The following is a 14794-nucleotide window of genomic DNA, read 5'->3' as shown; positions in this document are numbered from 1 at the left end:
GCGTCTCCTTCGCTCTCTGTGATCTCCCTGCGATCTCCCGCTCGCCGGGCTACGTGTCCAGCACCGAGGTCAGGAACTCCCCGACCCAGCCCAGCAACTCCCGCCCGACCAGCGGCTTCCCGCCGACCTTCGCGGTCTTCGGGCGGGGTACCAGCACCTGCCGCACCGCCGGCTTGATCACCGAGCCGGGGTAGAGGCGCTTCAGGCGCAGCTCCTGCGACTCGCGCAACTCCACCGGCGCGAAGCGGATGTTGTTGCCCTGCAGGACGATCTCGCTCACCCCGCACGCCCGCGCCAGCATCCGCAGGCCCGCCACCAGCAGCAGGTTCTCCACCGGCTCCGGCAACTTGCCGTAGCGGTCGACGAGTTCCTCGCGGACGGCCTTGATGTCCTCCTCCGAGTTGGCGGAGGCGATGGCGCGGTAGGCCTGCAGGCGCAGCCGCTCGCCGGGGACGTAGTCGTGCGGGACGTGCGCGTCGACCGGCAGCTCGATCTTGACCTCGAGCGGCGGCTCCTCCTGGATCTCCCCGGTCTCCAGCTGGCGCCGGTAGTCCGCGACCGCCTCGCCGACCATGCGCACATACAGGTCGAAGCCGACGCCCGCGATATGGCCGGACTGCTCGCCGCCGAGCAGGTTGCCGGCGCCGCGGATCTCCAGGTCCTTCATCGCCACGTACATGCCCGCGCCCATCTCGGTGTGCTGGGCGATGGTCGCCAGGCGCTCGTGCGCGGTCTCGGTGAGCGGCTTCTCCGGCGGGTACAGGAAGTAGGCGTAGCCGCGTTCCCGGCCGCGGCCCACCCGGCCGCGCAGCTGGTGCAGCTGGCTCAGGCCGAAGGTGTCGGCGCGCTCCACGATCAGGGTGTTGGCGTTGGAGATGTCGATGCCGGACTCGACGATGGTCGTCGAGACCAGCACGTCGAACTTCTTCTCCCAGAAGTCGACGACGACCTGCTCCAGCACCGACTCCGACATCTGGCCGTGCGCGATGGCGATCCGCGCCTCGGGCACGATGTCCCGCAGCCGGGCGGCGGCCCGGTCGATGGTCTCGACCCGGTTGTGGATGTAGAAGACCTGGCCCTCGCGCAGCAGTTCGCGGCGGATGGCCGCGCCGATCTGCTTCTCCTCGTAGGGGCCGACGAAGGTGAGCACCGGGTGGCGCTCCTCCGGCGGGGTGGTGATCGTCGACATCTCGCGGATGCCGGTGACCGCCATCTCCAGGGTCCGCGGAATGGGCGTGGCGGACATGGTGAGCACGTCGACGTTGGCGCGGAGCTTCTTCAGCTGCTCCTTGTGCTCCACGCCGAAGCGCTGCTCCTCGTCGACGATGACCAGGCCCAGGTCCTTGAATTTGGTCTCGGAGGAGAACAGCCGGTGGGTGCCGATGACCACGTCCACCGAGCCGTCGCGCAGGCCGTCCAGGACCGCCTTGGCCTCGGCGTCGCTCTGGAAGCGGGACAGCGCCCGCACGTTCACCGGGAACTGGGCGTACCGCTCGCTGAAGGTGCCGAAATGCTGCTGCACCAGCAAGGTGGTGGGCACCAGCACGGCGACCTGCTTGCCGTCCTGGACGGCCTTGAACGCCGCCCGCACCGCGATCTCGGTCTTGCCGTAGCCCACGTCGCCGCAGATCAGCCGGTCCATCGGGACCGCCTTCTCCATGTCCTCCTTGACCTCGGCGATGGTGGTGAGCTGGTCGGGCGTCTCCGCGTAGGGGAAGGCGTCCTCCAGCTCGCGCTGCCAGGGCGTGTCGGGGCCGAAGGCGTGGCCGGGGGCCGCCATCCGCGCGCTGTACAGCTTGATCAGGTCGGCGGCGATCTCCTTGACCGCCTTCTTGGCGCGCGCCTTGGTCTTGGTCCAGTCGGCGCCGCCCAGCCGGTGCAGGGTGGGCGCCTCGCCGCCGACGTACTTGGTGATCTGCTCCAGCTGGTCGGTGGGGATGTACAGGCGGTCGCCGGGCTGGCCGCGCTTGGCGGGCGCGTACTCCACGACCAGGTACTCGCGGGTGGCGCCCTGGACGGTGCGCTGCACCATCTCGATGTAGCGGCCGACGCCGTGCTGCTCGTGGACGATGTAGTCGCCCGCCTCCAGGGTGAGCGGGTCGATGGTCCTGCGGCGCCGGGCCGGCATCCGGGCGCCCTCCCGGCCGGACGCCTTCTGGCCGGTCAGGTCGGTCTCGGTGAGCACGGCCAGCTTGAGTCCGGGCGCGACGAAGCCCCGGTCCAGGCAGCCGCAGGCGACATGCACCACGGACGGCGAGATCTCGCCGAGGTCGGTCTCCAGGCGGGCGGGGATGCCCTCGTTGCCGAGCACCTCGACGGTGCGGGCGGCCGGGCCGTGGCCCTCGGTGACGAAGACCGTGCGCCAGCCGTCGGCGAGCCAGCCCTTGGTGTCGGCGAGGGCCCGCGCGGTGTCGCCGCGGTAGGCCTCCGGGGCGTTCATGCCCAGCTTCAGCGTGTCGCCGTCGAACTCCTCGTCCGCCGCGAACGGCGACACCGACCACCACATCAAGCCCAGCTCGCGGGCCCGTTCGCGGACGTCGGCGATGGACCACAGGGAGGCCGCGCCCACGTCGATGGGCGCCTCGCCCGCCCGTCGCCCACCACCACCCTTGCCGGAGCGGCCTTCGTCCGCGCTGGACATCGCGGTGGCCGCCCAGGACGCCTGCAGGAACTCCTGCGAGGTGGCCACCAGGTCGGCGGCCCGGGTGCGCACCCGCTCCGGGTCGCAGACGACGGCCATGGCGCCCGCGGGCAGCACGTCCAGCAGCAGCTCCATGTCGTCGACCAGGACCGGGGCGAGGGACTCCATGCCCTCCACGGCGATCCCCTCGGCGATCTTGCCGAGCAGTTCGCCCAGCTCGGGATGTTCCTCGGCGAGCGCCCGGGCGCGGGAGCGCACCTCGTCGGTGAGCAGCAGCTCGCGGCAGGGCGGGGCCCACAGGCCGTGCTCGGCGACCTCCAGGGAGCGCTGGTCGGCGACCTTGAAGTAGCGGATCTCCTCGACCTCGTCGCCCCAGAACTCCACCCGCAGGGGGTGTTCCTCGGTGGGCGGGAACACATCGAGGATGCCGCCGCGCACCGCGAACTCGCCGCGCTTCTCCACCAGCTCCACCCGCGCGTACGCGGCGGCGGCGAGCGCGTCCACGACCTCGTCCAGGTCGGCGGTCTGGCCGGTGCGCAGGGCGACGGGCTCCAGGTCGCCGAGGCCCTTGACCTGCGGCTGGAGGACGGAGCGCACGGGCGCCACGATCACGGAGACCGGGCCGGTCTCCGGGTCGTCGCTGCTGGGGTGGGCGAGCCGACGCAGCACCGCGAGCCGGCGGCCCACGGTGTCGCTGCGCGGGCTGAGCCGCTCGTGCGGGAGGGTCTCCCATGCGGGGTACTCCACCACGCCCTGCGGGGGCAGCAGGGAGCGCAGGGCGTCGACCAGGTCCTCGGCCTCCCGCCCGGTCGCCGTCACCGCGAGCACGGGGCGGCCGGTCTCGCGGGCCAGGGCGGCGACCGCGAAGGGCCGCGCGGCGGGCGGGCCGACCAGGTCGACGTGCATGCGGTTGCCGTCCGCAGCCGCAGTGATCGCTTCCGCGAGGGCGGGGTCCTTGACTACGGCGTCGAGCAGACCGTGCAGGCTCATGGGCTTCCATCCGAGGGGGTGCAACGCAACGACCCGACACGTCTCACGGGCCGGGGTTGCCAGCCTACGACGCCCGCGCGGCGACCGCGTCGCCGTTCCGCTGCCCGGGGATCAGGCCGCCCGGGACCCGCGCCCCGCCGCCCCGGCCCGGGCCCTCGTCCGGATCCGTGAAGGTGACCGTGACACCGCGGCCCGGCTCGACGGCCACCAGCAGGGTCGCCTCGAGCGCCGCGGAGATGCGTTCCAGCAAGGGAAAGGTCGGCATGCATTTCCCGCGCTCCAGCCGGGAGACGGCCGCCTGGGTCATGCCGGCCAATTCGGCGAGCCGCGTCTGCGTCATCCCCGCCCTGCCGCGCCGTTCCCGCACGGCGCTCTAAGTCGCCGGACAGCATCCCCGGCGGCTACTCGTTCAAGTGGTCCTGTTACCGCCACGACTTCGGCTACCGCAACTACAAGAAGCTGGTCGGCAAGTACTGGTTCAAGAAGAGCCACAAGACCCGAATCGACAAGGCCTTCCTCAGAGACATGTACGAGGACTGCGACTTCAAGCCCTGGATCGACCCCTACACACCGTCGCAGCGCAAGAAGCTCAAGGCCGCCTGCAGGAAGACCGCGAAGAAGTACTACCAGGCGGTCCGCACCTTCGGCTGATCACGCCCCCTCGATCCGCCGGCCCCCCGGCCGGTGACATCCCTTGACGGCGGGGCCCGGAGATCCTCCCCCGGGCCCCGCCGTCCTGTCGTGCCGGCGACCGACTGCGCGCCTGGCCGCCCGTCACGCCCGTCACTCCGTGGCGATCGCGTTCAGCACGTTCATCCGTGCCGCCCGGAACGCCGGCACCAGGGCCGCGAGCAGACCCACCAGGGCCGCACCGGCGAAGACACCGGCGATCGTCGGCCACGGGATCTCCAGCACCGTCAGGCCCTCCATCGCCAGGAGCTTCTGCGCGGTCGCACCCCAGCCCAGGCCCAGGCCGAGCCCCAGCAGCGCGCCGAACAGGGCGATGACCACCGACTCCAGCCGGATCATGCGGCGCATCTGGCGGCGGGAGGTGCCGATGGCCCGCATCAGCCCGATCTCCCTGGTGCGCTCCACCACCGACAGGGCCAGGGTGTTCACCACGCCCAGGATCGCCACGACGATCGCCAGGGCCAGCAGACCGTAGACCATGTTCAGCAGCTGGCCGATCTGCTCCTTCAGCTCCTTCTTGTAGTCGGCCTGGTTCCTGACGCTCAGGTCCGGATAGTCCTTGAGCGACGACTTCAGCGCCTGGTAGGCGGCCGTCTCCTGCCCCTCCTTGGCACCGGCCAGCACCAGCACGTCGAGCGGCATCCGGTCGGCGGGCAGGTACCGGGCGACGGTGGAGACGGACGTGTACATCGCGCCCTTGTCGATGACGACCTCGTCGCTGGTGATCGCGCGGACCGTCAGCTCGGCCTTCCGGCCGTCCTTGAAGTGGACCCCGACCGTGGAGCCGACCTTGATGCCGTGCTCCTCGGCGAAGCCCTCGGAGACCGACATCGAGTCGGGCCGGTAGGCGTCCGGCAGGTCGCCGGCGACCGTCTCCATGCGCAGGTCCTGCGCGTAGGTGGGGTCCGCCGCGTTGAGGGTTTCCTTCTTGGTGACCTTGCCGTCCGGAGTGGTCAGGGACACGTCCACCAGCTTGTACTGGGTGACCCGCTGCAGATGCTCCGTGTCCTTCACGGCCCGGACCGCCTGCGGCTTGATCAGCCCGTTCTCCTGGTTGCTCAGGACGATGAAGTCGGCGCCGACGGTCTTGTCCAGCTGGTCGGTGGCGGAGGCCACCATCGAGGAGCCGACCACCGACAGGCAGGCCACCAGGGCGAGGCCGATCATCAGCGCGGCCCCCGTGGAACCGGTGCGACGCGGATTGCGCAGCGCGTTGCGCTCGGCCATCCGCCCGATCGGGCCGAAGCCGCGCAGCAGTCCCGCGGCGAGGACCCGCACCACACCGGCCGCGAGCAGCGGACCGATGGCGACGAAGCCGATCAGCGTCAGCACGATGCCCAGGCCCAGCCAGAGGGAGCCGGCCTTCGCCTTGTCGGCCTCGGCCGCCGCGTACAGGCTCCACGCCCCGGCGCCGGTGAGGACGAAGCCGGCGACCGCCCGCACGGCACCGGTCCTGACGCCGGCCGGGGTGCCCGCGTCCCGGAGGGCGGCCATCGGGGAGATCCGGCCGGCCCGGCGGGCGGGCAGATAGGCGGCGAGGACGGTGACGACGATGCCGAGGACCAGGCCGGTCACCGGGGTGGTCCAGGCGATGGTGAGGTCGTCGGTGGACAGCTTCATGCCCATCCGGCCCATGAGCTTCATCAGGCCGATGGCGAGGCCCACACCGGCGGCGACACCGAGGACGGAGCCGATCACGCCCAGCAGCAGTGCCTCGAACAGCACCGACCGGTTCATCTGCCTGCGGGAGGAGCCGATGGCCCGCATCAGGCCGATCTCCCGGGTGCGCTGGGCGACCAGCATCGAGAACGTGTTGATGATCAGGAAGATGCCGACGAGGAAGGCGATTCCGGCGAAGCCGAGCATCGCGTACCTCATGACGTCCATGAAGCCCTTGACGCCCTTCTGGTTGGCCTCGGCCGTCTCCTTCGCGGTCAGCACCTTGTAGACGCCGCCGAGTTCGGCCAGGACGTTCTGCTTCAGCCGCTCGTCGCTGACACCGGGGGCGGCGGTGACGTTGACGTGGGTGAAGACGTCGCTCTCGCCCACCAGGGTCCGCTGAGCGGTCTTCAGGTCGAGGTAGAACAGCGCGGCACCGGGGTTGGTGACGGTGAACTCGGCGATACCGGAGATCCTGGCGGTGTAGGTGCCCACCGCCGTGATCCAGCTGATCTCGTCACCGAGGACCAGGTCGTGTTTGTCGGCGGTGTCCGCGTCCACCATCACCTGGCCGGAGCCCTTGGGCGCCGCACCCGAGGTGATCTTCATGGTGCGGGCGTCGTTGCCGTTCCAGCTGCCCACGATGGTCGGACCACCGTTGGTGGGCGACAGGCTGTCCTTGTCGGCGTCGACGACGGTCACCGAGGTTGAGGAGACCGTGCCCTCGGCGGCCTTCACGCCCTGCGCCTTCCTCACCTCGGGCAGCACAGAAGCCGGGAAGGCCGGGGGCTTGCCGTTCCTGGAGGTCGTCTCGCCCGTGTCGGAGGAGTCCTTGGAGCTGACCGTGACGTCCGAGGACGTCGCCGCGAACAGCTTGTCGAAGGTGGTGGACATGGTGTCGGTGAACACCAGCGTCCCGCACACGAACGCCACCGACAGCAGCACCGCGACCGCCGACAGCGCCATGCGTCCCTTGTGCGCGAGGAAGTTGCGCATCGAGGTCTTCAGCACGGTCATGACGTGCGCCCCCGGGCGTCGAAGTCCTTCATACGGTCCAGGACCTGCTCGGCGGTGGGCTGCAGCATCTCGTCGACGATGCGGCCGTCGGCGAGGTACAGCACCCGGTCCGCGTAGGAGGCCGCGACCGGGTCGTGGGTGACCATCACGATGGTCTGGCCCAGTTCGTCCACCGAGCGGCGCAGGAAGCCGAGCACCTCGGCACCGGCCCGCGAGTCGAGGTTGCCGGTCGGCTCGTCACCGAAGATGATCTCCGGCCGGGCGGCCAGGGCCCGGGCCACCGCGACGCGCTGCTGCTGACCGCCGGAGAGCTGGGTCGGCCGGTGCTTGAGCCGGCCGGCCAGGCCCACGGTCTCCACGACCCGCTCCAGCCACGCCTTGTCGGGCTTGCGCCCGGCGATGTCCATGGGCAGCGTGATGTTCTCCAGCGCGTTGAGCGTGGGCAGCAGGTTGAACGCCTGGAAGATGAACCCGATGCGGTCCCGGCGCAGCTGGGTGAGCTTCTTGTCCTTCAGGCCGGTGATCTCGGTCTCGTCCAGGTAGATCTTCCCGGACGTCACCGTGTCGAGCCCGGCCAGGCAGTGCATCAGCGTGGACTTGCCGGACCCCGAGGGGCCCATGATCGCGGTGAACTGCCCGCGTGCGATGTCCACGTCCACGTGGTCCAGGGCGACGACGCGGGTCTCGCCCGACCCGTAGGCCTTGACGACCTGCCGCGCCCGCGCGGCAACGGCCGTTCGACTTCCAGTACCCCCGTGCCTGGGAATGGTCACAGCCGATGTCACGGTATGTCTCCTATGCCGGTCAGCAGATGGAAAGCGGTGCACCCGTACGCAAGCGGTGCGGTGGTGCTCGAAGCGTTGTGACGTGCTTGACGTGCTTCAGTCTTGCCGCGGAGAGGGGTCGGGCGCGCTGGTGCTCAGCGCAGTCCTGTACTGAGGAAAACCCCACCCCTCGTGCTGGGCTCAGCCGCCCCCCCAACGCCGTAAAGCCAGGTTAAGGACGGTCCTTGCCCGTCTCGTCCTCCGCCGGTACGAGCCCTCCCCGAGCCTTAGTACGGAGGTACCCCTAGGGGCCCTCCCCCCGCGGGCGGAGCCCGTCTCGGGGCCGGATCCGTCCGCCGGTGGAGTCAGCGTCCACCCTCCCGCCGCGTGAGGGTCAAGCGGGATCAAGTGAGATGCTGAGCGGCGGCGGACAGGTGCAAGGGGCATGCAACTGCGAGGGAAGGGACCCCGGGTGGGTGAGACCGGACGGACGGCGGCCCAGGAGAGCGCCGAGCGGGCCGCACCCAAGCGGCGCGGCGCGGTGGTGGCCGCCCTGATGCTGGCGATGGCGCTGGCCGCGCTGGACTCCACCATCGTCGCCACCGCCGTCCCGCAGATCGTCGGCGATCTCGGCGGCTTCTCCGTCTTCTCCTGGCTGTTCTCCGGCTATCTGCTGGCGGTGACCGTCACGCTGCCCGTCTACGGCAAGCTCTCCGACACCTTCGGGCGCAAACCCGTCCTGGTGGCGGGCGCCGCGGTGTTCCTGCTGGGCTCGCTGCTGTGCGCGCTGGCGTGGAACATGGCCGCGCTGATCGCCTTCCGCATCGTGCAGGGCCTGGGCGGCGGCGCCCTGCAGGGCACGGTGCAGACCCTCGCCGCCGACCTCTACCCGCTCGAGCAGCGCCCGAGGATCCAGGCGCGGCTGTCCACGGTGTGGGCGGTGTCGGCGGTGGCCGGACCGGGCCTCGGCGGCGTCCTCGCCGCCTACGCCGACTGGCGCTGGATCTTCCTGATCAATCTGCCGGTCGGCGCGGTGGCGCTGTGGCTGATCGTGCGTCATCTGCACGAGCCGCGGCGGCGGCTCGCGGAGCGGGCCCGTGTGGACTGGGCGGGCGCGCTGACGGTGTTCGCCTGCGGCGGCGCACTGCTCACCGCGCTGGTGCAGGGCGGCGTCGCCTGGGACTGGCTGTCCGCACCGTCACTGGCCCTGCTGGGCACGGGATTTGCGCTGCTGGTGGTGTTCTTCGCCGTGGAGCGCCGGGCGGAGCAGCCGATCATCCCGGGCTGGGTGTGGCGCCGGCGCACCATCGCCGCGGTCAACCTCGCCCTCGGCGCGCTGGGCGTGCTGATGGTCGCCCCGACCGTCTTCCTGCCCACCTACGCCCAGTCGGTGCTCGGTCTCGCCCCGGTGGCCGCCGGTTTCGTGCTGTCGGTGTGGACGCTGACCTGGCCCGTCTCGGCGGCGCTCAGCCAGCACGTCTACCGCAGGATCGGCTTCCGCAACACCGCGATGCTCGGCATCGGAGCGGCAGCGCTGATCCTGTCCGCGTTCCCCCTGCTGCCCTACCCCGGCCAGGCCTGGCAGCCGACGCTGCTGATGATGCTGCTGGGCGCGGCGCTCGGCCTGTTCCAGCTGCCGCTGATCGTCGGGGTGCAGTCGACGGTGCGCTGGGAGGAGCGCGGCACGGCCACGGCGTCGGTGCTGTTCTGCCGCCAGACGGGACAGACGGCCGGCGCGGCCCTGTTCGGCGCGGTCGCCAACGGCGTGCTCGCCGGCCGCCTCGGCGACGCGAGCGACCTGGACACGGTGACCAGGGCCCTGGACACCGGCACCGCCGCCGAGGCGACCCGGCGGGCCATCGCCGACGCCGTGCACGCCGTCTACCTGGGCGCGGCGGCCGCCGCGGCGCTGGCGTTCGTGGTGCTGCTGGTGCTGGCGCCGCGGAAATTCCCGGTGCTGAGGGACTGACCGCCTGCGTACGCTGCCGCCATGGTGACCCTGGAACGGCTGCGCGCGGACCACGCCGGCGCCCTGCTGGACTTCGAGCACGCCAACCGCGCCTACTTCGCGCGCACGGTGCCGGACCGCGGGGACGCCTTCTTCACCCCGTCCGGATTCGCCGAGCGCCTGGCGTCGCTGCTCGCCGAACAACGCGACGGGATCTGCCACTTCCACGTGATCCTCGATGACGAGGGCCGCCTGGCCGGCCGGATCAACCTGATGGACGTGGCGGACGGCCGCGCCGGACTCGGCTACCGGGTGGCCGAGTCCGCGGCCGGCCGGGGCGTGGCCACGGCGGCGGTCGCCGGGATCTGCCGGCTGGCGGCGACGGCGTACCGCCTCACCGCCCTCACAGCGGTCACCACCCTGGACAACCGGGCCTCCCGGAAGGTCCTCACCCGCAACGGCTTCACCCGCACCGGCGACACCCTCGTCGGCGGCCGCCCCGGCACCGCCCACCTGCGGCACCTCGGACACCTTCCTCCACACGCCCCTCACACGAGCACCCCAAGTTAACGCCGGTAACTCCCCAGGTCAGCGCAGCGTCTCCCTACCGACCGATCAGTTTGGCCAAAACGCAGCGCGCCGCGGAACCGCCGAGTAGCGTGCGTGGACCGCCACCCCCCAACCTCCCTGCGGTCCGCCGCACCGGACCCGAGCCACGCAAGGAGCACGGGATGACGTACGACCCGTACCAGCCACCGTCCCCACGCCCCGACGCCTCTCCCCCCTACGCCTCCTACCCCTGGCAGCCGCCGCTCCCGCCCCAGCCCCCCGCACCCAGACGCCCCGTCGTTCCCCCCGCTCCCCTCGGCCACCACAGCGACCTGCGGATCCTGCGCAGCGCCTACCGCTGGCAGCGCCGCGTGGCCACCCTCACCGCACTCGGCTACTTCACCCTCTTCCTGATCCTCTCCGCCTACGCCCCCTCCTTCATGACCGGCACCGTCACCGACGGCCTGCCCCGGGGACTGCTGCTCGCCCTCGGCCAGGTCCCGGTCACCTGGCTGGCGATCGTCCTGTACGAGGGCACCGCCCGGCGCCGCGTCGACCCGCTGGCCGCCCTCATCCGCAAACAGGCGGAACTCGACGCCAGACGGGGAGCCGCCCGATGAACCCCGAATTCAGCGGAAACGCCCAGGCCATGGCGCTCGTCGGGTTCACCGCCGTCGCCACCGTCACCCTGCTGCTGTGCGTGATGACCGGCCCCGACCGCGACGACCTCGACCAGTTCTACACCGGCTACGGCTCCCTGTCCCCCCTGCGCAACGGCCTCGCCATCGCCGGTGACTACATCTCCGCCGCCACCGTCCTCGGCACCGGCGGCATCATCGCCCTGTTCGGCTACGACGGCGTCGTTCTCGCCCTCAGCACCGCCCTGTCGCTGATGCTGCTGATGTTCCTGCTCGCCGAACCCCTGCGCAACGCGGGCCGGTTCACCATGGGCGACGCACTCGCCCGGCGCATGCCCGGACGCAGCGTCAGGATCGCCACCTGCCTCGTCACCCTCGCCGCGCTGCTGCCGCTGATGCTGGTGCAGCTCGCCGGAGTCGGCCAGCTGATGGGCTTCATCCTCGGCTTCTCCGGCGAGTCGATGCAGACCGGCTGCATCATCGGCGTCGGCGCCCTGATGATCAGCTACGCGGCGATCGGCGGCATGAAGGGCACCGCCCTCATCCAGATCCTGAAGATAGTGATGCTGCTCGGCTCCGGAGGCATCGTCGCCGTCCTCATCCTCAACCGCTTCGACTGGGACCCCGGCGCCCTGTTCGACGCGGCCGCGGCCAACAGCGGGATCGGCCCGCAGTTCCTCGCCTCCGGACTGCAGTTCACCGGCGCCGGCGCCCCCGAACTCGACATGATCAGCGGGGAGCTGACGGTCGTCCTCGGCGGCGGCGTCCTGCCCCACATCACCATGCGCATGTACACCGCCTCCAGCGCCCGCCAGGTGCGCCGCTCCATGTCCTGGGCGGTGTCGATCGTGGCGCTGTTCGTCGTACTCATCACCGTCGTCGGCTTCGGCGCCACCGCCCTGATCGGCCGGGCCGCCATCGCCGAGGCGGACCCGCGCGGCAACACCGCCTATCTGCTCGGCTCCCAGGCCGCGTTCGGAGCGGAGGTGACCACGGCGGAGACCTTCCTGTTCACCACCGTCACCACGGCGATCTTCCTCACCGTGCTCGCCTCCGTCGCCGGCATGATCCTCGCCTGCGCCAACTCCCTCGCCCACGACGTCTTCGCCGCCCGCGTGCAGGAGATGTCACCGCGCCGCGAGATGACGCTGGCCCGCCTGTCCGCGTTCGCCGTCGGCGTCCCCACCATCGCGCTGGCCACCCTGGTGCAGCACTACAGCCTGCATCCGCTGGTCACCCTGTCCTTCTGCATCGGCGCCTCGGCCATCGCCCCGGCCCTCGTCTACGGGCTGTTCTGGCGCCGCTACACCCGCACCGGCCTGCTCAGCACCCTCATCGGCGGCACCCTCGCCGTGCTGCTGCTGATGCCGGGCACCACCCTGGTCTCCGGCACCCCCGTCTCCGCCTTCCCCGACGCCGACTTCACCTACTACCCGTTCACCACCACGGGCCTGCTGTCCATCCCGATCGGCTTCGCCTGCGGCTGGCTCGGCACCCTCGTCAGCGGGCGGACGAAGGCCGAGGAGCAGCGGCGGCAGTACGAGGCGGTGGAGGCCTGGATCCTCGCCGGGGCGGCCCGCAGGAGGAACTGACGGAAGGACAGACGACATGGAGACGACCGCCGGCTCAAGGAACGGACCAAGCAGCTGACGGGCGACGGGACGGTGCCCTCACTCCGCCGCCCGGCCCGTCAGCGCCGTCAGGCTCGAGCACACATGGTCCATATGGGCCTGCACCTCGTCCCGCGTCCGGGCGTGCTCGCGCAGCAACTGCTCGGTGCGGGCCCCGATCGCCTCCTCCTCGGCCCGCGCCGCCGCCAGCACCTCCTCCGCCCGCTCCCGCGCCTGTTCCTCCAGGCGCCGGGCCGCCTCCTCGGCGTCGGCGAACGCCCGCTTCGCCTCGGACAGTTCCCGCTCGGCCACCGCCACCTCCCGGGCGTGCCGGGCCTCCAGCTCCGCCATGCGGCCGGCCTCCTCGTCCTCCACCTCGGTCAGCCGCGCGGCCTGCTCCTCGGCCATCTCCGCGAGCATCTCGGACACCCGCTGCCGCATCTGCCGCTGCGCCTGCAGCGCCTCACCGCGCCGCTCCTTCACCTCACGGCGGGCCGCGACGCGGATCTCGTCCGCCTCCGCACCCGCCGCCAGCAGTCGCTGCCGGGCCCGCTCGTCCGCCTCGGCGCGCACCGCGTCGGCCCACGCCTGCGCCGACTCCCGTACGCCCTCCGCCTCGGCGCCCGCCTCCTGCGCGATCCGCCGCGCCTCCTGCCGCGCCCCCTCCCGCACGGCCGCCGCCTCCTGCTGCACCAGCTCGAACAGCCGCCGGGCGCTCTCCCCGAGCGACTCGTACGTCTGGTCGGGCAGCTTCGCCACCCGCTCCCGCAGCAGCCGCAGCTCCTCCTCCATCTCCCGGGCCAGCACCGTGAGCCGGGCCGCCCGCTCCCAGGCGGCGTCGCGGTCCTTGGACAGCGCCTCGACGTACGCGATCACCTGAAGGGGGCGGTAGCCGCGCCCCCGCGCGGTCACGAAGTCCTGCGTCGACCCCGGTGCGCTGCTCATCCCTCGACCTCTCCTCCGGATGGATGCGACATGATGATTTCGCGCACATCTTGAGGTATGGAACATCAGGGTACATAACGCGACACTCCGGACATCGAGCCCGTTCGGTGCGCGCCGGTGAACCAGAAAAGGGGGCCGGCCCCGGTCACTCGACCGGGGCCGGCCCCCTCACCACTGTGCGCTCAGCGCCTCACAGCAGGCCGTCCCACATCTGCTCCAGCAGCACCGACCACCAGCTCTCCGGCGAACCCAGCGCCGCCGGGTCCAGCGCGGCCAGCTGCGCCTGGAAGTCCACCGTCCAGCGGCCCGCCTGCTCCTGGTTCAGCCCGAACCTCAGCCGCCACATCCGCCCGAGCAGCGCCAGGCAGCGCGCGAACTCCGGCAGGCCGGTGTTGACGAACTGCGGCGGCACCGGAGTACCGCCCGGCCCCGCCTCCACCGGCACCGCGACGATGTTCGCCGTGCCGTACTGCACACAGATCGCCTTGCCGAAGTCGCTGCCCATCACCAGGTACGAGCCCGCGTCCGGGGCCGGCTGCACGCCCCGCTCGGCTGCCAGCTCCGCCAGCGTCGGCACCGGGCGGCCCGGCTGTGCCTGCGCCCAGAAGAACGGGCCCATGTCCATCGGCAGCCCGGCCACCACCAGCGTGTGCGCCACGATCGGCGGCACACCCTGCCGGGACACCGCCGCCTGCTCGAAGCGGAACACGCCCGGACCGAACGCCGTCGCCAGCTCCTGGGCGATGCCCTCCGGCGGGATCGGCGGCGCCGGCTGCACCGGAGGCACCGGCACCCGCACCGGCGCCGGCCGCGCGGGACCGTCCGCCACCTGATGCAACTCGCCCTGGTGCGCGAGCAGCTGCTGCATACCCTGCTGCCGGCTCGCGTGATCCCGGCCGTACGGCGCGATCGAGGTGATCCGCGCCTGCGGCCACTGCTCACGGATCATCCGCGCGCAGTAGGCGCCCGGCAGCTCGCACGACTCCAGCTCGGTGTGCAGCTCCAGCACCTGGTCCGGCGGCACGTTCATGGCGCGCAGCTCGTGGAAGATCTGCCACTCCGGGTGCGGCATGCCCGGCGCGGAACGCCGGATCAGCTGCTGCTCGGAGCCGTCCTGCGCGCGGTAGCGCAGCACCGCCTGATAGCCGGGGCCGACGGTCGGCTGCCCGGTCGGCTGCTGCGGATACCCGTACGCCGGCGGCTGCCCCGGCACCGGGACCCCGGGCGGCGGCGTGCCGCCGGGCATGCCGGGCATGCCGGGCGGAGGCGTACCCGGAACACCGGGCGCCGGAGGCGGCGGAGGCGTACCCGGAACACCGGGCGGCGGCGGAGGCGCGCCGGGG

At 71.7% G+C, this 14794-nt stretch carries 11 protein-coding genes; 5 read left to right on the top strand and 6 right to left on the bottom strand.

Annotation, left to right across the window (positions count from 1 at the left end; all coding sequences use genetic code 11):
- Positions 1-49: 49 nt before the first annotated feature.
- On the bottom strand, positions 50-3631 hold the full coding sequence (mfd, locus tag ABD198_RS06545) for a transcription-repair coupling factor (RefSeq protein WP_343998429.1): 3582 nt from the start codon (positions 3629-3631) through the stop codon (positions 50-52).
- 64 nt (positions 3632-3695) lie between these two features.
- Positions 3696-3998, bottom strand: a complete 303-nt coding sequence (locus ABD198_RS06540) for a helix-turn-helix transcriptional regulator (protein ID WP_343998428.1) — start codon at positions 3996-3998, stop codon at positions 3696-3698.
- Between ABD198_RS06540 and ABD198_RS06535 the strand changes: the two genes are divergently transcribed.
- On the top strand, positions 3899-4282 hold the full coding sequence (locus tag ABD198_RS06535; RefSeq protein ID WP_343998531.1) for a phospholipase A2: 384 nt from the start codon (positions 3899-3901) through the stop codon (positions 4280-4282). The two genes, ABD198_RS06540 and ABD198_RS06535, sit on opposite strands and share 100 nt — an antisense overlap.
- A gap of 132 nt (positions 4283-4414) precedes the next feature.
- On the opposite strand, the gene ABD198_RS06530 is transcribed toward ABD198_RS06535, so the two are convergent.
- Both ABD198_RS06530 and ABD198_RS06525 read right to left on the bottom strand, forming a co-directional pair.
- A complete protein-coding gene (locus ABD198_RS06530; protein ID WP_343998427.1) occupies positions 4415-6997 on the bottom strand; it encodes an FtsX-like permease family protein in 2583 nt (860 codons plus the stop codon).
- Complete coding sequence (locus tag ABD198_RS06525) at positions 6994-7782, bottom strand: ABC transporter ATP-binding protein (RefSeq protein WP_343998426.1); 789 nt, start codon at positions 7780-7782, stop codon at positions 6994-6996. The genes ABD198_RS06530 and ABD198_RS06525 overlap by 4 nt, the downstream gene beginning before the upstream one ends.
- A gap of 424 nt (positions 7783-8206) precedes the next feature.
- Between ABD198_RS06525 and ABD198_RS06520 the strand changes: the two genes are divergently transcribed.
- From ABD198_RS06520 to ABD198_RS06505, 4 genes are all read left to right on the top strand, one after another.
- Positions 8207-9730, top strand: a complete 1524-nt coding sequence (locus ABD198_RS06520) for an MFS transporter (protein ID WP_343998425.1) — start codon at positions 8207-8209, stop codon at positions 9728-9730.
- A gap of 21 nt (positions 9731-9751) precedes the next feature.
- Positions 9752-10279: a GNAT family N-acetyltransferase gene (locus ABD198_RS06515; RefSeq protein ID WP_343998424.1), complete on the top strand. Its 528-nt coding sequence runs from the start codon at positions 9752-9754 to the stop codon at positions 10277-10279.
- Between the two features lie 161 nt (positions 10280-10440).
- Entirely contained in the window at positions 10441-10878 is a 438-nt protein-coding gene (locus ABD198_RS06510) for a DUF485 domain-containing protein (RefSeq protein ID WP_343998423.1), read from the top strand.
- Complete coding sequence (locus ABD198_RS06505) at positions 10875-12488, top strand: sodium/solute symporter (RefSeq protein ID WP_343998422.1); 1614 nt, start codon at positions 10875-10877, stop codon at positions 12486-12488. Before ABD198_RS06510 ends, ABD198_RS06505 begins: the two co-directional genes overlap by 4 nt.
- A gap of 78 nt (positions 12489-12566) precedes the next feature.
- Here ABD198_RS06505 and ABD198_RS06500 read toward each other — a convergent pair whose 3' ends face one another.
- Together ABD198_RS06500 and ABD198_RS06495 are read right to left on the bottom strand one after the other, a co-directional pair.
- Positions 12567-13451, bottom strand: coding sequence for a coiled-coil domain-containing protein (locus ABD198_RS06500; protein WP_343998421.1), 885 nt, complete (start codon positions 13449-13451; stop codon positions 12567-12569).
- A gap of 190 nt (positions 13452-13641) precedes the next feature.
- On the bottom strand, positions 13642-14794 hold a 1153-nt coding region (locus tag ABD198_RS06495; RefSeq protein WP_343998420.1), incomplete at its 5' end, for an SUKH-4 family immunity protein.

Source organism: Streptomyces thermocarboxydovorans (assembly GCF_039524635.1).
Taxonomy (GTDB): Bacteria; Actinomycetota; Actinomycetes; order Streptomycetales; family Streptomycetaceae; genus Streptomyces; species Streptomyces thermocarboxydovorans.
Note: the sequence above shows the minus strand (reverse complement) of the source record. Positions and strands in the feature narration are given on the sequence as shown.